This is a genomic window from Thiohalocapsa marina (assembly GCF_008632335.1).
GTDB classification, from domain to species: Bacteria; Pseudomonadota; Gammaproteobacteria; order Chromatiales; family Chromatiaceae; genus Thiohalocapsa; species Thiohalocapsa marina.
The window spans coordinates 298,044-321,161 of sequence record NZ_VWXX01000002.1; the positions used below are offsets into that span (position 1 = coordinate 298,044).

General features: G+C 66.1%; 20 protein-coding genes. 15 read left to right on the plus strand and 5 right to left on the minus strand.

The genetic code is table 11. The annotated features are described in order from the left end of the window. Positions 1-132: 132 nt before the first annotated feature. The 3 genes from F2Q65_RS02815 to F2Q65_RS02825 all read right to left on the minus strand — a co-directional run bounded on the left by F2Q65_RS02815 (position 133) and on the right by F2Q65_RS02825 (position 4,687). The gene (locus F2Q65_RS02815) at positions 133-2,130 is read right to left on the minus strand and encodes an alpha-carboxysome scaffolding protein CsoS2 (RefSeq protein ID WP_211353929.1); all 1,998 of its coding nucleotides are present in this window, start codon (positions 2,128-2,130) and stop codon (positions 133-135) included. Between the two features lie 642 nt (positions 2,131-2,772). After that, a complete protein-coding gene (locus F2Q65_RS02820) occupies positions 2,773-3,117 on the minus strand; it encodes a ribulose bisphosphate carboxylase small subunit (protein WP_150090177.1) in 345 nt (114 codons plus the stop codon). Between the two features lie 154 nt (positions 3,118-3,271). Beyond that, entirely contained in the window at positions 3,272-4,687 is a 1,416-nt protein-coding gene (locus tag F2Q65_RS02825; protein WP_150090179.1) for a form I ribulose bisphosphate carboxylase large subunit, read from the minus strand. A gap of 406 nt (positions 4,688-5,093) precedes the next feature. On the opposite strand from F2Q65_RS02825, the gene F2Q65_RS02830 reads away from it, so the two are divergent. The 3 genes from F2Q65_RS02830 to F2Q65_RS02840 all read left to right on the plus strand — a co-directional run bounded on the left by F2Q65_RS02830 (position 5,094) and on the right by F2Q65_RS02840 (position 6,986). After that, on the plus strand, positions 5,094-5,708 hold the full coding sequence (locus F2Q65_RS02830; RefSeq protein ID WP_150090181.1) for a BMC domain-containing protein: 615 nt from the start codon (positions 5,094-5,096) through the stop codon (positions 5,706-5,708). A 40-nt stretch (positions 5,709-5,748) separates the two neighbouring features. Further along, complete coding sequence (locus tag F2Q65_RS02835; RefSeq protein WP_150090183.1) at positions 5,749-6,309, plus strand: NUDIX hydrolase; 561 nt, start codon at positions 5,749-5,751, stop codon at positions 6,307-6,309. A 422-nt stretch (positions 6,310-6,731) separates the two neighbouring features. Then, positions 6,732-6,986, plus strand: a complete 255-nt coding sequence (locus F2Q65_RS02840) for a hypothetical protein (RefSeq protein ID WP_150090185.1) — start codon at positions 6,732-6,734, stop codon at positions 6,984-6,986. A 695-nt stretch (positions 6,987-7,681) separates the two neighbouring features. Here F2Q65_RS02840 and serB read toward each other — a convergent pair. Then, complete coding sequence (serB, locus tag F2Q65_RS02845) at positions 7,682-8,980, minus strand: phosphoserine phosphatase SerB (RefSeq protein ID WP_150090253.1); 1,299 nt, start codon at positions 8,978-8,980, stop codon at positions 7,682-7,684. 211 nt (positions 8,981-9,191) lie between these two features. Between serB and F2Q65_RS02850 the strand changes: the two genes are divergently transcribed. The 11 genes from F2Q65_RS02850 to F2Q65_RS02905 all read left to right on the plus strand — a co-directional run bounded on the left by F2Q65_RS02850 (position 9,192) and on the right by F2Q65_RS02905 (position 18,920). After that, positions 9,192-12,050, plus strand: coding sequence for a monovalent cation/H+ antiporter subunit A (locus F2Q65_RS02850; RefSeq protein ID WP_150090187.1), 2,859 nt, complete (start codon positions 9,192-9,194; stop codon positions 12,048-12,050). Then, entirely contained in the window at positions 12,050-12,373 is a 324-nt protein-coding gene (locus tag F2Q65_RS02855) for a Na+/H+ antiporter subunit C (protein WP_150090189.1), read from the plus strand. The genes F2Q65_RS02850 and F2Q65_RS02855 overlap by 1 nt, the downstream gene beginning before the upstream one ends. Continuing rightward, positions 12,370-13,953, plus strand: a complete 1,584-nt coding sequence (locus tag F2Q65_RS02860) for a monovalent cation/H+ antiporter subunit D (RefSeq protein ID WP_150090191.1) — start codon at positions 12,370-12,372, stop codon at positions 13,951-13,953. The genes F2Q65_RS02855 and F2Q65_RS02860 overlap by 4 nt, the downstream gene beginning before the upstream one ends. After that, positions 13,950-14,441, plus strand: coding sequence for a Na+/H+ antiporter subunit E (locus F2Q65_RS02865; protein WP_150090193.1), 492 nt, complete (start codon positions 13,950-13,952; stop codon positions 14,439-14,441). The genes F2Q65_RS02860 and F2Q65_RS02865 overlap by 4 nt, the downstream gene beginning before the upstream one ends. Positions 14,442-14,724: 283 nt before the next feature. After that, complete coding sequence (locus tag F2Q65_RS02875) at positions 14,725-14,997, plus strand: K+/H+ antiporter subunit F (RefSeq protein WP_386118689.1); 273 nt, start codon at positions 14,725-14,727, stop codon at positions 14,995-14,997. Beyond that, positions 14,994-15,461: a Na+/H+ antiporter subunit G gene (locus F2Q65_RS02880; protein WP_342782208.1), complete on the plus strand. Its 468-nt coding sequence runs from the start codon at positions 14,994-14,996 to the stop codon at positions 15,459-15,461. The genes F2Q65_RS02875 and F2Q65_RS02880 overlap by 4 nt, the downstream gene beginning before the upstream one ends. A gap of 174 nt (positions 15,462-15,635) precedes the next feature. Then, a complete protein-coding gene (locus F2Q65_RS02885) occupies positions 15,636-16,136 on the plus strand; it encodes a GspH/FimT family pseudopilin (RefSeq protein ID WP_281290979.1) in 501 nt (166 codons plus the stop codon). Positions 16,137-16,244: 108 nt separating this feature from the next. Beyond that, a complete protein-coding gene (locus F2Q65_RS20135; RefSeq protein WP_170265476.1) occupies positions 16,245-16,724 on the plus strand; it encodes a type IV pilin protein in 480 nt (159 codons plus the stop codon). An 82-nt stretch (positions 16,725-16,806) separates the two neighbouring features. Then, positions 16,807-17,367, plus strand: a complete 561-nt coding sequence (pilV, locus tag F2Q65_RS02895; RefSeq protein ID WP_170265478.1) for a type IV pilus modification protein PilV — start codon at positions 16,807-16,809, stop codon at positions 17,365-17,367. A gap of 9 nt (positions 17,368-17,376) precedes the next feature. Continuing rightward, a complete protein-coding gene (locus F2Q65_RS02900; protein WP_150090261.1) occupies positions 17,377-18,405 on the plus strand; it encodes a PilW family protein in 1,029 nt (342 codons plus the stop codon). Beyond that, positions 18,402-18,920, plus strand: a complete 519-nt coding sequence (locus F2Q65_RS02905; RefSeq protein ID WP_150090199.1) for a pilus assembly PilX family protein — start codon at positions 18,402-18,404, stop codon at positions 18,918-18,920. The genes F2Q65_RS02900 and F2Q65_RS02905 overlap by 4 nt, the downstream gene beginning before the upstream one ends. Before the next feature lie 54 nt (positions 18,921-18,974). On the opposite strand, the gene F2Q65_RS02910 is transcribed toward F2Q65_RS02905, so the two are convergent. Beyond that, entirely contained in the window at positions 18,975-22,037 is a 3,063-nt protein-coding gene (locus tag F2Q65_RS02910; RefSeq protein ID WP_150090201.1) for a pilus assembly protein, read from the minus strand. A 481-nt stretch (positions 22,038-22,518) separates the two neighbouring features. Here F2Q65_RS02910 and F2Q65_RS02915 point away from each other — a divergent pair. Beyond that, positions 22,519-23,118 (plus strand): AAA family ATPase (locus tag F2Q65_RS02915; RefSeq protein ID WP_150090203.1); only part of this gene is annotated, 600 nt, incomplete at its 3' end.

Below are 23,118 nucleotides of genomic sequence, written 5' to 3' on the forward strand. Positions count from 1 at the left end.
GTGGGCGCGCAGCCCCCGCGAGAGGAGGCGTCGGCCGGGCCTTGCTTGTCGGTTGGAGAGCGCCATGGTCCTGTTCGATGTCAGCGATTGCGATGGTCAGTACATTGGTTGTGGCCGGGCTTGCAGCCAGCCTCAGCCGCGCGCGCCGCCGGAGTAGGTGATCAGGGCGCCGCGTTCGGTGCTGCCGCTGCTGCCGGTGACCCGGCTCACCGGCTCTGGCATCGCCTCGTTGCGCTTGTGCGTCACCGCTGGCATGGCGCCCATGGGGCCGGGACGCGACGGGTTGCGGCGTCGGGCAAAGTGACCCTCGGTGCCGGTCACCCGGTCGCCTCGCTCCCAGTCGTCACCGGTGATCTTGGCGCCCGCGGTTTGCCCCTCGCCGGTGATGCGCGGCCGTTCGGCGGCGCCGGTACCCGTGTCTTCAGCCATGGCCGCGGCCGGCGGCATGGGTTGGCGGGCGTCGAAGCGGAACTGCTCGGTGCCGGTGATCTTGCTGCCGCCCATGTCGAATGGTCCGGTGATCTGGCTGCCGGTCTCGTAGCGCGTGCCGGTCACGGCGCTCCGCACCTGCGCCTGTTGCCAGGCCTGCTCGGAGTGCGGGTGGTGCAGTGCGCCCGCCTCGGCGAGCTGATTCGTGCCCGGGGTGGTCGCCGACTCCAACAGGGCCAGGCCGGTGGCCTCGGGGACATCGGCCATCGGCGAGGTTTCGGCGTCGCCGGACAGTAGGTGGCCGCCGTCTCCACAGGCCTGGGCATATTGATCGCGGCCGATATAGGGCGTGCCGCTGATCGGCTCGCAGGCGCCGCGGGCATCGCCGGTGGCCCGTCCGCCGACGCCGGGTTGGATGCCGGTCAGTCGGGCGCCTGGGGTCGGCGCCGGGCGCCAGCGACGACGAGCCATCTCGTCCCGAAGCTCGGGCGCACACCAGTTGGAGGCCTGCTCCAGACCCCAGTACGGGGTGCCGGTCACGGCGGTGCAGGTGCCGGGCTCGTCGCCGGTGACCCGAGCCGAGCGGCCGACACGGGTGCCGGTCACGCCGCCGGGCTGGGACATCCGGGCCATGCCCGCGCCGCTGCCGGTGATGGCCCTGGCCGGTCGGGCCGAGCCAGTTTCCAGACTGCGGGCATCGAGACTGGTTTCGGGCCTGGCATCCGGTCGCACGTAGCTGCGCGCAGACATCGGGGCGGCCATTGCCCTTGCCGGTGCCGGTGCCACGGCCATTGCTGCCAACGGCCGGGCTGCAGGCGAGGCGACCTGTCGGGTCGCTGCTTGGGCGGCCGGCCGAGTGACCTGTTGCGCGATCGGCTCGAGGCTGCCGTTGTGGATGGACTGCACATCGGTATAGCGGGTGCCGGTGGGGCGCACGCCGGCCCCCTGGCTGCCACCGGTGATGCGGCTCGCGCCCTCCGGCCGGCCGGTGACGGGCGACGAGATCGGCGCGCGCCCCGACACCGACCCGGGACGGTTCTGGCAGAAGGCGCCAAAGTGATCGGCGGCCAGGTATTCGGTACCGGTCACGCTGCTGCACGAGCCCGGCTCGTCGCCGGTCACCTTGACCGAGCGCCCCACGGCGCTGCCGGTGACCGCATTGCCGTGACGGGTGTCGGTGACGGCCACCTTGGGCGCGCTGGTCGGGGCCGGTTCCGTCTGGCAGAACTCGCGGAAGATCTCGGCGCCCATGTATTCGGTACCGGTGATGGTGCGACAGGTGGCCTGCTCATTGCCGGTGGTCTTGGGGCTGCGGGAGACCTCGGTGCCGGTCACGGTCTGGCCGCGCAGTGTCTCGCTGGCACCCACCTTCCACGGCTGGTCGGCGGCGCCGCGGCGACGTTCTGCCCGTGCCCGGCCGGCAGACTGGGTCTTGCGCTCGCCGGAGGCCCCGTTGCGGCTGCGGTGCTCCCGCACCTTCTGCGCCAGCTCGCGACTGGACAGCCGCGGATTGGCCTGACGGGCCAGCCCGGCGGCTGAGGTCGGCGTGTCGGCGGCTGCCTTGCCGCGGGAGGCCATGGCGGTGCGGCGGGCCCGCGCTACCAGGCGGCTGGTGGAACCGGGGCTCACCGGGCCGGCGTTGCGCCGCAGGCGCGTCGAGGCACGGTTGGTCGCCGCGTTGGATGTGGTGGATGGTCGCATCGTCCTTGTCCCGGTTGCCGTCGATGCCGAAGCGGGGTTCCTGTCGTGTCCGTTATCCGCCGCAGACGTTTGCCCGCTGCAGCCGCAGGTGCAGTCGCCGGTCTTCGTGGTGGATGCGGATGCGCCCTTGCTGCTCCGCCGATCGTTGTCGTGTAGCCGGTCGGCTCGCACCCGATCGGTGCCGCTCTGGGCGCGCCGACCGGATCGGGACAGAGCTGCGCGTCGGGCGCGTGCCTGATCCCGGCTCCGGCTGGCCGGCGTGGTCACCGGGTTGCTGCGGCTCGCGCGCGGCGGGGTCGACGACCGCGCCGCGAGGCTCAGGCTGGCTGCCGGGTCCGCCGCCGGAGGTCGCGCCTGCACTGGCGCAGCGGTCGAAGCCGGAGCCGATTCCGATGCCGGCCTGGTGGCGGAGACCCCGGAAGCGCCGGCCCGCCCCCCGCCGGCCGGCTGGGTGCGGCTGCCACGGGTGCGTTCCGGTGTCCCGCCCGCCAGGGCCTGCTTACCCTTGCTGGACAGGGCCTTGCGGCGAGCCAGCGCCGCTGCACGGCTGCTGGAAGTCGACATGGCTTTGGTGTTCATCCTCGGCTCCTGATGTTCGGCATGGGCCGGCGCGACGCGGCCCGGCAACCCGTGGGATCGACGTCAGATGCGACCCTGGAAGACCACGAAACAGGCCCCCTGGCTCTGGGTGTAGCTGTCGTAACCCAGCAGCCGTACGTGATGGTCCGGATAGGACCGGTGGCAGGCCTCCAGTTCTGACACCACGTCCTCCAGCTCCTGCTGGCCAAAGAAGGGCAATTTCCACATGGTCCAGTAGACGTCGGTGGACTGGCTGGGATGCACGTGCTCGATGGCCGGCGTCCAGCCCTGGGCCAGGATGTAGGCGATCTGGTCGTAGATCTCTTCCTGCGACATGGGCGGCAGGAAGCCGAAGGTCTCCAGGGTGCTCTTGGTCTGGTAATCACCCGTTGCGTTCTGAAGCGGCATGGGGTCGTTCCTCGTGTTGTTGAGGCCTTCGGCGATGGGCGCTGAAGGCAAAACCGGCGTTCGTAGGCTCTTGAGATGCAGGGCTGCCGGGTCCAGCAGCCGGGGGCGTCAATCGGCAACCCTCGGCCGGTGGCCGGCGACTGGCAGCTTGCCCTTAGCCCACGTCGAGCTTGTCGACGGTGTCGAACTCGAACTTGATCTCCTTCCAGGTCTCCATCGCGATGGCCAGTTCCGGGCTATGCCGGGCTGCCTCGGTGAGGATGTCGCGCGCCTCCTTCTCGATCTCGCGACCCTGGTTGCGCGCCTTGACGCTGGCCTCCAGCGCCACGCGGTTGGCCGCGGCGCCGGCGGCGTTGCCCCAGGGGTGCCCCTGGGTGCCGCCACCAAACTGCAGCATCGAGTCGTCGCCGAAGATGGTCACCAGCGCCGGCATGTGCCAGACGTGGATGCCGCCGGACGCCACCGCCATGACGCCGGGCATGGAGCCCCAGTCCTGGTCGAAGAAGACGCCCCGGGAGCGGTCTTCCGGCACGAAGGACTCGCGCAGCTGGTCGACGAAGCCGAGGGTGGACTGACGGTCACCCTCCAGCTTGCCCACCACGGTGCCGGTGTGCAGGTGGTCACCGCCGGACAGGCGCAGGCATTTGGCCAGCACGCGAAAGTGGATGCCGTGCTTGGGATGGCGGTCGATGACCGCGTGCATGGCGCGGTGGATGTGCAGCAGCATGCCGTTCTTGCGGCACCACTTGGCCAGGCCGGTGTTGGCCGTGAAGCCGCCGGTGAGGAAGTCGTGCATGATGATGGGTGAGCCCACTTCCTTGGCGAACTCGGCGCGCTCGTACATCTGCTCCGGATCCGGCGCGGTCACGTTCAGGTAGTGGCCCTTGCGCTCGCCGGTCTCTTGCTCGGCCTTCTGGATGGCCTCGCCGACGAACTCGAAGCGGTCGCGCCAGCGCATGAACGGCTGCGAGTTGACGTTCTCGTCGTCCTTGGTCATGTCCAGACCGCCGCGCAGGCACTCGTAGACGGCGCGGCCGTAGTTCTTGGCCGACAGGCCCAGCTTCGGCTTGATGGTGGCGCCGAGCATCGGCCGACCGTACTTGCCCAGGCGGTCGCGCTCCAGCTGGATGCCCGCCGGCGGGCCGCCGCAGGTCTTGATGTAGGCGATGGGGAAGCGGATGTCTTCCAGCCGCAGGTGGCGCAGGGCCTTGAAGCCGAACACGTTGCCCACCAGTGAGGTCAGCACGTTGACCACGGAGCCTTCTTCGAACAGGTCGATGGGGTAGGCAATGAAGGCGTAGAAGGACTCGTTGTCGCCGGGCACATCCTCGATACGATAGGCGCGACCCTTATAGTACTCCAGGTCCGTCAGCAGCTCGGACCACACCGTGGACCAGGTGCCGGTGGACGACTCCGCCGCTACCGCCGCGGCCACCTCCTCACGTGGCACGCCGGGCTGGCCGGTGCACTTGAAGCAGGCCAACAGATCCGTGTCCAGCGGGACATAGTCCGGCGTCCAGTACATATCCCGATATTCTTTTACGCCCGCGTCGTATTTCTTCACGCTCATGCTCAGCTCCTGTGGTCAGATCCGGCTCTGCTTCGTCTGCGAAGCCATGAAACCCGCTGGATCCCCGGCAGAGTGTCCCGCCCGGCGATCCCCCCGTTTTTGGCTGAGCGATAGACTATGGGTCAGTGCGCATAATGAAAAATTTATGTTTTAGATGGGCCCCATTGACGTATCGATATGCAAACGCGTTCAAGCGATTGATTCTAAAGTCACCGTCCGCCATTGAGCGGCATATCCTGACTCCGGGCGCGTCATGCGGCCTGTTTGCCGGCTTGATCCGCACTCCGGCACGGCCAGATACTGGCTCCAACCCACGGCGCCAGCGCTGCAGCCAGTGCCGATGCCGGCGCCTAAGCTGGCGCCACAACTGGTGCCATAGCGGCGCCGAAGCCAGAGCCATTCGCCGATGATCAAGCTCAGGACCTACGTCTATATCGACTCCCTCCAGCCGCAATTGGCGGAGTACATGGCCACCGTGTCGCAAGGGTTTCTCACCGTGCCCGGTGACGCCTGTCTATGGGTGGAGGTCTCCCCGGGCATGGCCGTGCACCGGCTCACCGACATCGCACTCAAGGCCACCCGCGTGCGCCTGACCCAACAGGTCGTGGAGCGCGCCTACGGCTCCATGGTGATCCACCACCGCGACCAGAGCGACGTGCGCGAGGCCGGCCATGTGCTGCTCTCGCACCTGGGCGCCCGCCAGGACGATCGCGAGCCCTGCCGCATCGCCTGGCAAGAGATCGTCCGCGCCATGACCCCGGACCACACCGTGCTGATCAACCGCCAGAATCGGCGCGGCTCCATGATCCTGCCCGGGCAGAGCATGTTCATCCTCGAGACCGAGCCCGCCGGCTACATCATCTACGCCGCCAACCAGGCCGAGAAGGCCGCCAACATCACCCTGATCGAGGTGCGGGCCGTGGGCGCGTTCGGGCGGCTGATCCTGTCCGGCAGCGAGGCCGACGTCGACGAGGCCGCCGCCGCCGCCATCGCCGCCGTGCAGCGCCCTTCCGGCACCTGACCCAAGACCTGACCCAAGACCTGACCCATAGTCCCCGGCCATGCACCGCAAAGAACTGCTGCAACTGCTGGACCGCCACCAGACCCGCTTCATGGAAGAGGCGTCCCACGTCGGCCGCACCCGGGCCTTCGTGCTCGCGCACCCCGACTGCTTCCACTGCGACCTCTGGCCCGGCCACGTGACCGGCTCCGCCTGGGTGGTCAGCCCCGACCGCCGCCGCGTGCTGCTGCTGCACCACCGCAAGCACGATCGCTGGTTCCAGCCCGGCGGCCACGCCGACGGCGACGCCGACATCCTGCGGGTGGCCCTGCGCGAGACCTCCGAAGAGACCGGGCTCGATCCCAGCCACATCCGCCTTGTCAGCACCGAGCTGTTCGACGTCGACCGCCACATCATCCCTGCCAGCCAACGCGGTCCCCGCCACGAGCACTACGACATCCGCTTCCTGGTGGAGATGGACGACGACCTCCCCATCCCCGGCAACGACGAATCCCACGACATCCTCTGGGTGCCGCTGGAAGAGGTCGCTCGCTTCAATAACAACCGCTCCACCCACCGCATGGTGGAGAAGACCCGCCTGCTGGCCCGTTACAGCCGGTAAGGTGCCGCCCGCGAACACCCTCGCGACGACCGCTCCGAGCGCGTTGGTGGCGCTATTGCATCAGATATTGCCCATTTGTAGCAAAAAGGCGACGCGATTGTCGGGGTTGTCACAAAAAAGCGTCAATTTGCGTCGTCGCCCCCACGAGGCCTTGCCGGACAAGGGCTGATCTGTTCAAACGAATGTTCGATTCACCCTTGTCAAGTCCCTTTTTCGGGCTTACAATACTTACAAGAGTCGCGCATGTACCGCCAACGCCACATGCGCGGTTTCGATCTCCGGGAAAACCCCAGTCGGGCGTTTCAGTCGAGTCAGGCGGCGCATCCAACACGGATCGTCATCAGCGCCGCCAGCGTCTGCCAACCACCACCGGCGAGGTCGACACGGGCAACAGGGCACAGCAGCACACCACGAGAAAGATCATGTTTGACCAGAGCGAGAACGTCATTCGCTACAAATGGGACCCCTGGACAGGGTCAGGCTACAGGCTTCGCTACGACGCCGCGGATCGCATGCACAGCTACCGCGTTGAGGACTGGAACAACCACGTCGTCGTCGACGACTACGGTTGTGCCGATATCGACGAAGCCCTGATGGTGCTGAATCGCTTCTTCAATATCGACGCCGCTCAGGAACGCACCCGCATCGCCAACTGGATGCCGGGTCGCGCCCACTGAGTCGCCGCACTTCGGGGGGGCATCGCCGGCCACCCCGCCCCAGGCCCGTCAAAGGCCTGATCGCCCGGGCACCCGCGAGGTTGCCCGGGCAACTCCTCCCAGCCCCTTCCAGGCCCCGTCCGGGCGCAATCCAGAGACACGTCGCCAAGACGCTGGGCCGTTTCCGTTGCAGCGGCATACCATCCCTGGCAATGGATTCCGGCATCCTGCCGAAATGACGGATGTCTTGTCGGCTGGTGGAAACGCTTCGCTTATTCCACCCTACGGCTACGGCTACGGCGTATGAAGAGATCGGTGCGCTGACGGCGAAGGCGCAAGCCCAGCCGTCAGCCAACACAGCCGAAGTTGTGGCGGGGGTTGGGTGGCCGTCAGCGGGGGTCTCGACCGCATGGATGCGGTCGTGAAGCCTCCAGGGACGGATTCACGGCGTCCCCCGCAGGCGGCTACCCAAGCCCCGCCACGCGCAATCCCCGGACGCCTGAAAATCCCCTGCGAACACACCAGGGCGCCGCAAAAGCTGGTGGAAACGCTTCGCTTATTCCACCCTACGGCTATGGTGTATGAAGAGATCGGTGCGTTGACCGCGAAGGCGCAAGCCCCGCTACGGGCAACCCTCTGGAACGCCGAAAAATCCCCTCACGAACAGCCCGAAGGCCAAGCAACCCAAGGATCGCGCAAACACTGGCCCAGCAGCCTCAGGTGCCGCGCAACAAGACCTCCAGATCACGATCCCGCATCCCCAGCAGATACAGGATCCCGTCCAGCCCCACCGTCGTGATCGCATGCCGAGCCTGCTCCTTAACCAGCGGCTTCGCATGAAACGCAATGCCCAGCCCCGCGATCGACAGCATGGGCAGATCATTCGCCCCGTCACCCACCGCAATCACCTGCTCCAACCGGATCCCCTCACGTACCGCCAGCTCCCGCAACAGCTCCGCCTTGCGCGCGCCGTCGACAATGGGGCCGGAAACCTTGCCCGTGAGCCTCCCGTCCTCGAACTCCAGCCGGTTTGCATACACATAATCGATACCCAGTCGCCGCTGCAAATGCTCAGCAAAATAGGTGAATCCACCCGACAGAATCGCAATCCGATAGCCCAGCTGCTTCAGACTGCGGATCAGCCGCTCCGCCCCCTCCGTGATCGGCAGCCGCTGCGCAATCCCCTCCAGCACCGACTCCTCCAGCCCCTCCAGCAACGCCATGCGGCGGCGGAAACTCTCACTGAAATCCAGCTCCCCGCACATCGCCGACTCCGTGATGGCCGCCACCTGCGCCCCCACGCCCGCCGCCGCCGCCAGTTCATCGATCACCTCCGTCTGGATCAGCGTCGAATCCATGTCGAAACACACCAGCCGCCGGTTGCGACGGAAGATGTCATCCTCCTGGATCGCAATATCCACATCCAGCCCCTGCCCCAGACGCAGAAAACTCGCATGTAACGCACTGATGTCCGTCACTTGACCGCGCAACCACAACTGGATGCTCGCATGCTGCTCCCGCCGCCCGCGGCCCGAGCCTGCCGCGCCTGCACCGGCATCCGCATCAGCACCAGCTCCGCGATCAACACCCTCATCCACCCGCCGCGACACCCGCCCAGATAGCCGCGTGATCTGCTCGATGTTCAGCCCGAACCGCGCCACCACCTCCGACACCCGCGCGATATGCTCCGCGCGGATCTCCCGGCCCAGCAGCGTCACGATATGCCGCGCCTGGCCCTGCTCGCGCACCCAGTCCTCATAGGCCTCCGCTGCAATCGGCGTAAAGCGCAGATCCAGCCCCAGCTCATGGGCGCTGAACAACAGCTCGCGGAACACAGGGCAGCCCGCCGCCCCCTCCGGCAACTCCACCAGCAGCCCCAGGGCCAGGGTGTTGTGGATCACCGACTGACCGATGTCCAGAATGGTGACGTCATAGCGCCCGAGCACCTCGGTCAGCGCCATGGTGATACCCGGCCGGTCGCGGCCGGAGATGTCGATCAGAACGATTTCGCGCATCGTGCATCCCGTTTGCAGCGGTGGATGATGTGCGCATTGGACACGCCGAAGCCTCTTTGCGCAATGCCGGTCTGACCCCACATTCCACGGCGGACTATTGCCAACGTCCGCCTGCCGGTCTGACAATGCCGACTTCCGGCTTGCCAAATCCCGATCGCCAGATACCCGGCCGCCCGACACCCGACTAGACCGACACCCGATAGACCGACTCATGCACAGCAGCCTGCCATTGATGGTCTCGCTCCCGTTCGTCGGCGCACTGCTGGCCGCCTGGTCCGGTACCCAGGGACGCCTGTGGTCCGCCTGGGTGTCCGGCGGCGTCGCGCTGGCCAGCCTCGGCCTGCTGTTCGGCCCGGCCCTGGCCGTGATGCAGGGCGAGACCCTGCTGTGGCAGGCCACCTGGGTGCCGCAGATCGGGCTCGACCTGGGCTTCCGGCTGGACGGCCTGTCGCTGCTGTTCGCGCTGATGATCCTGGGCATCGGCCTGCTGGTCGTGCTCTACGCCCGTTATTACCTGGCGGACCAGGATCCCATGGGCCGCTTCTACGCCTATCTGATGTTGTTCATGGGCGCCATGCTCGGGCTGGTGACGTCCGAGAACCTGATCCAGATGGCCATCTTCTGGGAACTGACCAGCATCACCTCCTTCCTGCTGGTCAGCTACTGGCGCCACCGCAGCGAGGCGCGCCAGGGCGCCCGCATGGCCCTGGCCATCACCGGCGCCGGCGGCCTTGCGCTGCTGGGTGGCCTGCTGCTGCTGGGCCAGATCGTCGGCAGCTACCAGCTGTCTGACGTGCTGGCCGCCGCCGACAGCATCAAGGCCAGTCCGCTCTACTTGCCGGCGCTGCTGCTGATCCTGCTGGGCGTGTTCACCAAGTCCGCCCAGTTCCCGTTCCACTTCTGGCTGCCCCACGCCATGGCGGCGCCGACCCCGGTCAGCGCCTATCTGCACTCTGCCACCATGGTCAAGGCCGGCGTGTTTCTGCTGGCACGGCTGTTTCCGGCCCTGTCCGACACCGCCGCCTGGACCTGGATCGTGGCGCCGGTGGGGCTCGCCACCCTGGTGCTCGGCGCCTACACCGCCCTGTTCAAGCACGACCTCAAGGGCCTGCTGGCCTACTCCACCATCAGCCACCTGGGGCTCATCACCCTGCTGTTCGGCATCGGCACCCCGCTGGCGGCGGTGGCGGCGGTGTTCCACATCATGAACCATGCCACCTTCAAGGCCTCGCTGTTCATGGCCGCCGGCATCATCGACCACGAGGCCGGCACGCGCGACATGCGCCGCCTGTCCGGCCTGTGGCACTACATGCCCTACACCGGACTGCTGGCCATGGTGGCGGCGGCGGCCATGGCCGGCGTCCCGCTACTCAATGGCTTCCTGTCCAAGGAGATGTTCTTCGAGAAGACCGTCTTCATGGCCGAGCTGACGGATAGCGCCTGGCTGCTGCCGGTGTTCGCCACCCTGGCCGGCGCCTTCGCGGTGGCCTATTCGCTGCGCTTCATCCACGACGTCTTCTTCGGCGGCGCGCCCACCGAACTGCCGCGCATCCCCCACGAGCCCACCCGCTGGATGAAGGTGCCGGTGGAGATCCTGGTGGTGATCTGCGTGGCCGTGGGCATCCTGCCGGGGCTCACCTTCGGGCCGCTGCTCTACCTGGCCGCTGGCGCCACGCTGCAGGGTCCGCTACCAGAGTTCAGCCTGTCGGTGTGGCACGGCTTCACCCCGGCGCTGGGCATGAGCGTGCTGGCGCTGCTGGGCGGCGTGGCCATCTACGCCGTGCGCCGGCCGCTATTCCGGCTGCACGAGCAGAGCTTCGGGCGATTCGACGCGCGCGCGCTGTTCATCGCGCTGGAATCGGCCCTGCTGGGGTTGGCCGCCTGGCTGGACCAGCGGCTGCACCGGCCGTCGCTGCAGCGGATGCTGGCGGTGATCCTGCTGGCGGCGGTGGCCGTGGTGGTCGCCGGGCTCTGGCCCAGCCTCCGGGACGGCACCCTGAGCGGTCCGCTGCCGCTGACGCCGCCGGACCCGGTCAGCATCGCCGCCATGCTCTGCCTGGTGGTGGGGGCCGTGGGCACCGTGGTGCTGCACCGCGAGCGCTGGACCGCACTGGTCATGCTCAGCGTGGTGGGGCTGATCGTGGCGCTGGCCTTCGTCAAGCTCTCCGCGCCGGACCTGGCCCTGACGCAACTGTCGGTCGAGATGGTGACCATCGTGCTGTTGCTGCTGGCGCTGTACTTTTTGCCCAAGCACACGCCCAGAGAATCATCGCTGCCGCGCCGGCTGCGTGATCTGACCCTGGCCGGCGCCGTCGGCCTCACCGCGGCGGCGCTGGTCTGGGCGGTACTGACGCGGCCCTACCAGAGCATCGCCGGCTGGTTCCTGGACAACAGCGTGCCCGGCGGTGGCGGCACCAACGTGGTCAACGTGATCCTGGTGGACTTCCGCGGCTTCGACACCCTGGGCGAGATCACCGTGCTGGCCATCGCCGCGGTGGGCATCTACATGCTGCTGCAGGGTCTGCGGCTGGATGCCCCCCGCGCCGACGCCCAGGGCCGCCCCTGGAGCTGGGACACGCATCCGCTGATCCTGGCTACCTTTGCCCGACTGCTGTTGCCGCTGGCGCTGCTGGTGGCGGTGTTCATCCTGCTGCGCGGGCACAACCTGCCCGGCGGCGGCTTCATCGCCGGGCTGGTGGTGGCGGTGGCGCTGGTGATGCAGTACCTGGCCAACGGCATCACCTGGACGCGGCCGCGCATCTCCGGTCAGCTGCATCCGCTCATCGGCATCGGCCTGCTGCTATCCACCGCCACCGGGCTGGGCAGCTGGTACTTCGACCGGCCGTTCCTGACCTCTGCCCACGGTCACTTCCATCTGCCGCTGATCGGCGACCTGGAACTGGCCACCGCGATGCTGTTCGACCTGGGTGTGCTCATGGTGGTGGTGGGTATCACGCTGGTGATCCTGATCCGGCTGGGCGAGCTGGACGCGCTGGAATACCCGCCTGCCCGTGGCCGGCGCCGGGTGATGGCGGCGCGGGCCCAGCTGCGCCGCGGAGGAGGGCACTGATGGAGGCCCTGATCGCCATCGCCATCGGCGTGCTGACCACCTGCGGCGTCTACCTGCTGTTGCGCGCACGCACCTTCCCGGTGGTGCTCGGCCTCACGCTGCTGTCCTACGGTGTGAACCTGTTCCTGTTCGCCATGGGGCGTCTCACCGTCGGTGCGCCGGCCATCATCGAGCCGGCGCGCGCGGCCTACACCGATCCGTTGCCCCAGGCGCTGGTGCTGACCGCCATCGTCATCGGCTTCGGCATGACCGCGTTCGTGGTGGTGCTGGCCCTGCGCGCCCGGGCCGATCTGGGCACCGACCACGTGGACGGCGACCAATGACCCAGCTGCTGCAACAACATCTGGTCATTGCGCCGCTGCTGGTGCCGCTGCTGGGCGGCATCCTGCTGCTGCTGATGCGCGGCAGCGCCACGCCGTTGCGCCGGCTGGTGAGCATGCTGTCGGTGCAGCTGCTGTTCGGCGTCGCGCTGTTGTTGCTGCTGACGGTGTCCGACGGCCGCACCCTGGTGTATGCGCTGGGCGGCTGGCCCGCGCCCTTCGGCATCGTGCTGGTGGCGGACCGCCTGGCCGCCATGCTGGTGCTGCTGACCGCGCTGTTGGCCCTGTTTGCGATGATGCATGCCATCCAGGGCAGCGACCGCAGCGGGCGACAGTTCCATGTACTGTTCCAGTTCCAGCTGCTGGGGCTGAACGGCGCCTTCCTCACTGGCGACCTGTTCAACCTGTTCGTGTTCTTCGAGGTGCTGCTCATCGCTTCCTACGGCCTGCTGCTGCACGGCGGCGGCCCGGATCGCAGCCGCGCCGGGCTGCACTATGTGGTGGTCAACCTGGTGGGGTCGAGCCTGTTCCTGTTCGCCGTGGGCACCCTGTACGGCGTGCTCGGCACCCTGAACATGGCGGACATGGCCGTGCGCGTGGCGGCGCTGCCGCCGGCGGACCGTGCGCTGGTGCAGGCCGCCGGGCTGCTGCTGTGCCTGGTGTTTGCGCTCAAGGCCGCGCTGGCGCCGCTGCATCTGTGGCTGCCGCGGGCCTATGCCGCGGCCGGGCCGGCGGCCGCCGCCATCTTTGCCGTCATGACCAAGGTGGGCGCCTATGCCCTGGTGCGGGTGTCGACGCTGATCTTCGGCCCCGGCGGCGAGCTGGACGGCCTGGTGGAGCCCTGGCTGCTTAGCCTGGGCCTGGTCACCATCGTCGTCGGCAGCATCGGCGTGCTGGCCAGCCGGCAGCTCGGGCTGCTGGTGTCGCACCTGGTGGTGGTGTCTGCGGGCACGCTGCTCACCGCCTTCGGCATCGGCGGCGCCGCCGCAGTGTCGGCGGGCCTGTACTATCTGCTGCATTCCACGCTGGTGGCCGCGGCGTTGTTCCTGCTGACTGACAACGTCGCCGCCGCCCGCGGCCGCTGCGCCGACCGCATTGCCGCCGGGCCGCTGCTGCCGGCGGCCAACCTGCTGGGCGGGTTGTTCCTGGTGCTGGCGGTGGCGGTGGTGGGGCTGCCGCCGCTGTCCGGCTTCCTGGGAAAGGTGATGGTGTTGCAGGCCGGCCTGTCCAGCCCCTGGATGCCGTGGATCCTTGCCGTGGTGCTGGTCAGCAGCCTGCTGACCCTGGTGGCCGTGACCCGCGCCGGCAGCGCCCTGTTCTTCAAGACCGACCCCGACGCCGGCAGCGCCACCTTGCCGAACATGGCAGACCTGGTGCCGGTGATGGCCCTGGGTGGGCTGGGCATCCTGCTGGTGATCTATGCCGGGCCGGTGTATGCCTTTGTGGCCGCTACCGCGGCACAACTGCTGGATCCCGCGGCCTATGTCGGCGCCGTGCTGGGCGCCGCGCCGGATGCTGTGCCGGTTGTGGCGCCGGATATGGCGCAAGGTGCCGTTGCCACGCCGGAGGTGAACCTGCCGTGACACGACTGCTGCCGCACCCTATCCTGTCGCTGATGTTGCTCGGCCTGTGGCTGCTGCTGGTCAACTCGGTCAGCGTCGGCCAGTTGCTGCTGGGCCTGGTGCTGGCCTGGGCCATCCCGCTCTACACGGCGCGGTTCTGGGTGTCGCGCGTGCGCGTGCGCCGGCCGCTAGTGCTGTTGCGGCTGCTGGGGGTGGTGCTGTACGACATGCTGGTGGCCAACCTGTCGGTGGCGCGCCTGGTCTCCGGGCCCATCGCCCGCATCCACCCCGGCTTTGTGCGCGTGCCGCTGCGGGTGCAGGGCAATGTCGCCGTCAGCCTGCTGGCCAATATCGTCTCGCTGACCCCCGGCACCGTCTCGGTCTTCCTCAGCGCCGACCAGCGCGAACTCATCGTCCATGCGCTGCAGGCCGACGACCCGGAGGCCATCATCGGCGTGATCCGTCACCGCTACGAAAAACCGCTGCTCGATGCCCTGGAGCAGGTATGAAAGATAAGAGCCGCCAGCCACCAGCCGCCAGCCGCCAGCCGGAGGACTGGAGCAGCAGCCTCCAGCCACCAGAGAGCATCAGCCGCCAGCCACCAGCCGCCAGCCGCCAGCTGCTCGCACGCGGATTTCAGCCGCCGGCGTTAATGATCTCGGCATGCCATGGCCTTGCGCCGGAGCAGGCGTCCGCCATCTGGCCATCAGCGGTTGCGCACCCGGCCCGGCCTTCCGGCTGGGGGCTGGGGGCTGGGGGCTGGCGGCTCAACAGCGGCTGGAGGCTCACACAATGATCCTCCCCTGGGCCCTGAACATCGCCTTTGTCCTGGTCAGCCTGGCGCTGCTGCTGTCGCTGGCGCGCCTGGTCATCGGGCCGGACAAGCCGGACCGCATCCTGGCGCTGGACACGCTGTACGTGAACACCGTGGCGCTGCTGGTGTTGCTGGGCATCCGGCTGGCCAGCAACCTGTACTTCGAGGCAGCGCTGCTGATCGCGCTGTTCGGCTTCGTCGGCACCGTCGCCCTGTCCAAGTACCTCACCCGCGGAGACATCATCGAGTGACCGAGCCCCTGTCGTCGACGCTGACATCGCCCCTGTGGTCATTGGGGGTTGAGATCCTGGTGTCCCTGCTCATCGTCATCGGCGCCGCCTTCACCTGTCTTGGCTCCGTGGCGCTGCTGCGGCTGCGCGACTTCTACAGCCGCCTGCACGGACCCACCAAGGCCACCACGCTGGGGGTCGGCAGCCTGCTCATCGCCTCCAGTATCTTCTTCAGCGCGCAGGGTCCGGGCCTGTCGCTGCACGAGATCCTCGTTGCCCTGTTCCTGTTCATCACCGCGCCGGTGGGCGCCCACCTGATGGCCAAGGCCGCGCTGCACCTGCGCGTCCGCGGCCAGAGCGGTCTGCCGCCGGACGCGCTGCTGGACGGACAGGGCGTCGCCCAGCCCGATCCCCAAGCTGCGCCCCGGCCCGTCCCCCGGCCCGCTTCGCGCATCGACGCCGACCCACTCCGCGACGCCGACTAAGGCAAAGCCGCCCCACGCGACGCCGACCACTCGGGCGGCTAACCTCAGCAAGCGCCCTCCACCTTGTCGTCCCGGCCGGACTGACGGGCAGACAAAGCCACGGCTCCGACCGATGCTCGTCCATGTGGGTGCTATGCTTCAAGAAGGCGTAGCAATCGGGCGAGAGGTCGACGCGTGGCATCCAGGGGCTTCAGCGATTCGCAACCACGCCGCCGGCGTGCGTCCGGAATGACGCTCATCGAACTCATGGTCACCCTGGTGGTGGCAGCGGTGCTGCTTGGGTTTGGCGTGCCTAGCTTCAAGGCGTTCGTCCAGAAAAATCGTATGGCTAGTCAAGTCAATACCTTTCTGGCGGATCTGCATCTCGCGAGAAGTGAAGCCGTCAAACGACGCCAAAGCATAAGGGTTTGTAAGAGCACCGACCTGGCACAGTGCTCGACCGAAGGTACATTTAACAACGGCTGGATCGTCGTAGATGAGGCAGGCGCGGTTCTGAGGTCCCACGGGCCAACTTCAGAGCAGATCTTGATCGAAGATTCCTATGAAGGTCTTATTACATTCACGGGAGCGGGAATCATTAAAGCGAGTGCAGGAAATATCGTATTCAGTGCGGATGGGTACATCCGGAAGCTTGTTATCTCCAATACGGGTCGAGTGCGAATTCAGTCGGATTAAAAACTGAATTTTTGCAATGAGTTGAGGCGTGAGCAAGCCAGCGCAAGTTCGCAGCGAATGACACGGATGAGACCATCCGCAATTTATCTAAATGAATCCCTGGCCGCTATGAATAAACACCGGAACCGAATCCATGATACTGCGGCGAAGCCGCGTCGCGCGTCGCATGGCTTTACCCTGATCGAACTGATGATCGTGGTGGTGGTCATCGGAGTCCTGACTGCCATCGCCTTTCCGAGTTACAAGAACTATGTAAAACGGGCCAAGAAGGCCGATGCGCAGCGCATCATGATGCAAGTGGCTTTGGACCAGGAGGACATTCTGCTGACCACGCGGCGCTACAGTCCGCAAGATGATGATTCTTTGAAGGGGAAGTATCTGTCCCCAAAGGAACGTATCGACTATCCCTATACGTTCGAGGTCAATACAAACAACGAACAGGAAACAAGCGTTGATTGCGCCACGGGCTGGGACGACGGACAGAAATTCGAGATCGTGGCAACGCCTGTCGACAATCGCGTCATGGACGGCGAAGAGCCCCTGACCCTGTGCAGCGATGGATCGCGCCATCCGGACGGGGAGTGGTAACACCGTGAGGCCGCGCCGGCACGCAACAGTCTGTCGGTGGGACACCGACAGCCTCCGCCCGGCGGCTCGACGCCACAGCGCGATGGCCGGTCTCGGGCTGATCGAGGTGCTGATCTCTCTGGTCGTGCTAGCGTTCGGTCTGCTCGGACTCGCCGCCCTGCAAGGCAAGGCGCAACGGGCCGAGTTGGAGTCCTATCAGCGAGGACAGGCCATGGTTCTGGTCGAAGACATGGCATCGAGGCTCCGAGCGGCGGGATCAGGAGCGGCTGAAAATTACGTCGATGAGGTGGGATACGAGAGCGGCTTTACCGACGAAGCGAGTTGTGCGGGCGGTGCCGGAGCGGCGCGCGATCTCAGTTGTTGGCACCTCGCATTGATCGGGGAGGCAACCAAACACGACGGCATTCGGATCGAGCCGATTCTTCATGGACGTGGCTGCATCACTAAGGAATCGGCGGGAACCCTGGTGGGAGTGTATTGGGTCTCGGTCGCGTGGGAGGGATTGTCCGAGGTGGCGTTTACCGGTGACGATGATCCCAGAAAGGTCGACGCCTGCGGCGAAAACCTGTTTGGCGATGAGTCGGACGGCAAGACGCTTCGGCGGACCGTTCGGCTGCCGGTGCTGTTTGCCGAGGGTGGCTGAGGTGGCCAGATGTTGAACGCTGAGCGACGCGCTACAAGGCCCAAGGGTGCAACAGGCTTTTCGTTGGTCGAGCTTCTGGTGGCTCTTGTGCTTGGGCTGCTGTTGGCGGCCGGAGTCGCCGAGCTTTCCTGGAATGCGTCGCGGAGTTTCAATCGTCTGAATCAGGAGGGCCTGCGGATCGAGAATGCCCGATTTGCGCTCCACTTGCTCTCCAGCGATATCGAGCACGCGGGCTTTTTCGGGCTGTACGAGCCAAACGAGCCAAAGGGGTCCGCGTCTGCCCCGCCAGACCCCTGCGAGGTAATAAATGTCGCGGCAGCTAAGCTCGCCTTCGATGATACACATCTGCTCTTTCCGGTCGTCGGCTATGACAGCATTCCTGGCAGTTGCAGTCTGACCAGCTGGAAAGCGGGGACGGCAATCCTGGTGGTCCGGCGGGCGGATACGCAGTCTGTCACTGCCGTTACAGAGTCAGATTTGGGATATGTTTACCTGAAGAGTGATGCACAGGATGCTTTCTTTGAATGCTTTGGTGATGCGGCGATTTGCGGGGCGAGCATTTCTGGAACTCGCTACGACTGGCGACGCTATCATGTCGATATCTACTACATACGAACCTACTCTGTTCCAGGTGACGGCATTCCCACGCTTGTGCGAAAACCCCTAGGTCAGGAATCAGATACTCCAATGATCGTAGATCCCGAATCGATCATAGAAGGCATTGAGGACATGCAACTGCTCTTTGGTGTTGACGCTACTAACGACAGGGTTCCGGATCAGTATTTCAGCATCGTGGAGATGAATACGGATGTTGCTCGCTGGGGTGACGTGGTCACGGTGCAGCTCGACCTGCTGGCGCGCTCCATTGACCCGATTGTCGGCCATGATGATTCCGCCATGTTGTACCGGCTTGGCGCGAAGGAACCGTACAACCCCGGCACCTATGACCCGGCGACGCAGCGTGATTACAGACGGAGCGTTCTCAGCGAGGTGGTGCGACTGACCAATGTCGCCGAGCGTGAGGTTCTGACACCATGAAGCAGCGCAGTACCGGCGCGGTGCTGATTGTCAGCCTGGTGATGCTGACTGTGCTGACCATCCTGGGCGTGAGCGCCGTGCGCATGGGCGTGACCCATTCGCGCATCGTTGGCAATGCGCAAATCCGGATGGAGACGGAACAGGCGGTCAAGCTTGTCTTCGATCATTGGTTTGAGCTTGGCAAGGATCAGGATTCTCCCTGTACCGGTGACCGGACCGGCACCGAGTCGGACCTGTGCCTGTCACTGAACGGGCGTGATTATCGAGTGCACCTGCGCTGGTTGCCGTGCGACGAGGAGAGGGATGAACGGCCGCCGCCCCGGGGGGATTCAAAGGGACCCTATCTTCATGTAGTCCAGGGGGTCGGCTGGGAGGTGGCGGGACCGGGTAGCCTGGACGCGCCGGAGGTGGACATGCGCTGGGGGGTCGCCCTGGATCAGACAGTGCTAGACTGCAGGCAAACGCCGCCGTCCCTCAATACCACCTGCGTCGCGGCTAGGTTCCCCTGCGACTGAGCGGGTGCAGGTGGATTCCCCGCGGCAGCGGACGGGCGCGTGCCGGCCGGGCGCTCAGTCGTGATCGGCGTCATACCAGAACACGACCCCTGGCGGTTGCGGCGTCGGAACCGCATGAATGACATCGATGCCGCTGATGACGCCTGACTCGATCAGCGTGTCGCCCGGGTTGGCTGGGTCCGGGATCTCGACCGTGAAGGGTTGCGGCGTCGGGGGGAATCCGCCGCTGGCGACCTGGATGCTGCGTGACTCGCCGAACTGGGCGGCCAGCCCGGGCTGTTTATCCGCGTCTGGCAGGTCGCCGGTGGCGTAGTCGACGGCGTAGAGCCGCGACAGGCCCAGGTTGATGGCGCAGGAGTCGCCCGCGCCGGTGCTGGGCTGGTTGGTGGCGAAGATGGTGACACCGCCGGTGGTTGCGGCGCCGCCAACGGTCTTTTCGCCGGCGGCCAGTTGGATCAGCCAGCCCTTGGAGTCGCTGGGCACGGCCGTGCCCAGGGTGGTCACGTCGGTGAGGTTGCAGCTTGTCTCGTTGCCGGTGCAACTTGCGCCGGGGCTGGCGCCCGAGCCGGTGTCCTTGACCATGTAGAAGCGGTTTTCCACCAGGGTATCGAAGGGCTTGGAGCGGTCTCCGGAGCCGATGAGGATAGCGTAGCCGCCAGATTCCGCGGTGACCACGTTGGGCGGATAGAGGAACTTGCGCGCGTAGGCGCCGGTCTTGTCGCTGTCCGACGGATCCCCCAGGCTGGCGATCTTGGTCACGCTGTAGGGGTCACTGATGGGGTCGTCGGTAAAGTTGATGCGCCAGAGGTTGCCGCCGGTGTCGCCCACATAGGCGATCCGGGCAACGCGCGGCGGCCGGCTGAGAACGGTGATGTCGGACGGGATGGCGTCGGTCATGCCGTAGCTGCCGCCGAAGTGCTGCAGCAGGGCACCGGTATCGGCATTGACCAGATAGATGCCGCGGCCCATGGCCTTGGCCGATGGCGGGTTACCGTAGGTCTTGGCGCTGGTGTCGAACGCCCGGTCTTCGAAGCCGGGATCGTAGCCCGCGCCGAACAGCAGCGCCTCGGTGCCGTTGGGCAGTTTGACCGGGGTGGCCGCGGACCAGGTCTGGCCCAGTTCGCTGAACCCGGTGCTGGTATTGGAGATCTTCCATTTGAAGATTGGCGCGTTCGAGTCGGTGACATCCAGCGCGTAGATGGCGCGTCCGCCCCGACGCATGGTCATGAACAGCCAGACCTTGTCCGGCTTGCAGTCGTCGTTGTCGTCCGGCGCGTAGACGCTCAGGCTGCCGTCCAGCAGATAGGGCTTGTTGCGCTCGCCCGCCGGTACCGGGGCCGGGAAGATGATGGACGGGGCATTGTCACGCAGGCGCTTGAGCGAGCCGAAGAAGTCGTCCGGCATGAAGGACCACAGCTCCTTGCCCGCGGCGGTGCCGCTGGTGCCACCCTGCAGCGCATGCAGCATGCCGTCGTTGCCGGCGTAGAACGCCACCAGGTCCGTATCCAGGTTGGCCGAATCGGCGCAGCCGGTGGCACTGGTGTTGTAGTTGACGGCCACGGGCTGGGTGTGCAGCACATCGCCGGGCATGGAGGGTCGGGAACCGCCGCCGGCAGCGGTGTTCTCGGAGATATTGTCCACGCCTCGCATCCAGTCGATGATGGCGGCGCGCTCGGTACTGTCCACGGCGCCGAGGGCAGACTCCGTGATGCCGGCGTTGGCGGAATTGAAGGCGCTCAGCGTGCCCGTTTGCCCGGCGCAGCCGATGCAGGTGTAGACGACGCGCGCCGCGGCGCCGTCATCGCGCAACTGCTGCCCGCCGGCGCCCTTTTCTACCACGGCGCCGTCGGGGCTGTCGGAGCCGGACACCGGGTCGCCGCAGAGGGTGGTGTCGCCAAAGGCCAGCGGGTTGCCGTCCGGGCCCACGCAGCGGTAGTTCCAGAAGGTCGAGCTGTGGGTCCAGAAGCTGGTGGCGCCGTCGGCGATGATGCCGCTGGCGGTGTCCTTCACCGGCACTGTGCCAGTGCTGTCAACCAGTTCGAGCACGCCGGTGTCATTCAAGCCGAACTGGTAGAGCTTGAGGTTGCCGAACCAGCGCGGGTTACGGTCCGGGCGGAACAGGCCCATGTAGACCTGATTCAGCGCGATGGCGCGGTTTTCCGAACTCGCCGGCAGCGCCGTCGGCGCGAAGACGCTGTTGGCGATCTGGATCTGGTCGAACGCCTCTTTCATCGACGACGCCAGCACGTCTGCGCTCTCGGCCCTGAAATACACGCCATTGCTCTGGCGGGCCATGCTGCGTAGCAGTTCGCTAAGGGCCTCGTCCGAAAGGACCTTGCCTGGTGCGACATCGACGGTGAAAAGCTGGATGCCGCTGGAGCCGTAGAGGAACCTCGCCCACTCATCGGCCCAGTTGCTCTCGTAGTTCTTAGGCGTCAGGGGTATGAGCGTGGTATTGCCGCCTATGGCGGACAGGGCGGTCTCAGCCGCGCTGTCTTCGCCGGAGGCTGGAGGGCCGTTGGAGATGAAGATGATGTAGTTGCCGACGTTGCATTCGCCCTCCGGCTGCAGGATCTGTTTGTACAGGCTACCGTTGAAGGCGCCGCCATCGGCCTTGTCGATGGTGCTGTCGTCGCCCAGGGTGACGATGCCCTGGTCTGATTTTGGGGTCGCGCTCAAGGTATGGGCCGGTGTCTTGCCCTGGAAATAGAGGTAGGCCTCGTACAGGGCCATGCCGAAGGCGGCGTTACTGCCCTTGTCGCCGTTGATGTCGAGTGACGTGACCAGAGAGACCAGATCGTTTTTGTTGTTCGTGCCGGTCAACCCCATGGGCCGGACCGCATAGCGGGGATAGCCGCGCACCGACTCGTTCTCGGAGAATAGCATCAGGCCGATGCTCAGCCCCTCGATGTCGACATCGGCCAGGGTGTTGATCAGCGCCTCTTTGACATGACAGAACGCCTCGGCCTTGTTGCCGCACAAGGTGGTGGCAGGCCAGTCCGTGGTGGAACCCCAGTTGGCGGAGTTGTCGACAATGACAATGACATTGACCGCGGGCTTCTGGTACTCGCCCATCATGTAGATGTCGATGTCCTCGGCCAGCGCGGGCGTGAGCACGGATGCGATCGCCAGGGTGAGCAGCACGGACAGCGGAAGGCGTGAAGGAAGGATGTGTGGCAGCCAGGTCAGCCACGATGCGAGTCCGTGTGGTTTGGACCTCGGCGTGCTGCTGTTCATGGCGTATCCCCGTATGCCCCCAGGACTTAATCAGCGCCGGCGAGGCGCAATGACGAGGGGGCTGTGTTGCTCGGATGGGCGATGTTGCCGACGGCCGCGGCCAGGCAGTCGGCTGAAGCGCGCTGGCGGACGGCACTGGACCTATTGACATCCTTTGCCCTACAGCAAATAAGCTTAGACCCGGCTTGGTGAATGGACAAGGGTGGAAGACCTGCCGGGTCGGCCGCGATTGCTGTCGAGTCAGAGCTTGGTCGTGCCCGCGGGACCTCTGCTCGAGTCGCGTCTCAGTGCCGGGTGGGCCCGAGGGCGCCTGTGCTACTTTACACCTATGGATGGTTTACGGCCGCGGGCCTTTGCAGCGATGAAATTTCCCTATGGCTTGAGTGATTTCGGCAAGCTGGTCCGAGAGGGCTATTGGTATCAGGATCGGACCGACCGTCTCCCGGTGCTGGAGAGTGCGGGGGATCAGCTGATCTTTCTGCGCCCGCGCCGTTTTGGCAAGAGCCTGCTGCTGTCGCTGCTGGAGCACTACTACGACCTGAACCGGGCGGATGACTTCGATGTCCTGTTCGGCGGCCTGGCGGTGGGGCGTGATCCGACACCCCTGCGCAACCAGTTCTATGTGATGAAGTGGGACTTCTCGCTGGTGCAGGCACAGGGCGAGGTGGCCGACATCGAGGCGGCGTTGCATCGTCACATCAACGGTGCCATCCATGCCTGTGCGGCGCGCTACGGCTGGCTGGGCGAGATCGCTATCGTGCCGGAGGATGCCATCGCCTCCTTCACGGCGCTCCTGACCCGGATCCGTGCCACCCCGCACAAGCTCTACCTGCTGATCGACGAATACGACAACTTCGCCAACGAGGTGCTGATGGCGGACCGGGCGGGTAGCCAGGACCGCTACGAGGCGCTGCTGTACGGCGAGGGGCTGCTGAAGACGGTGTTCAAGGCGGTGAAGGCG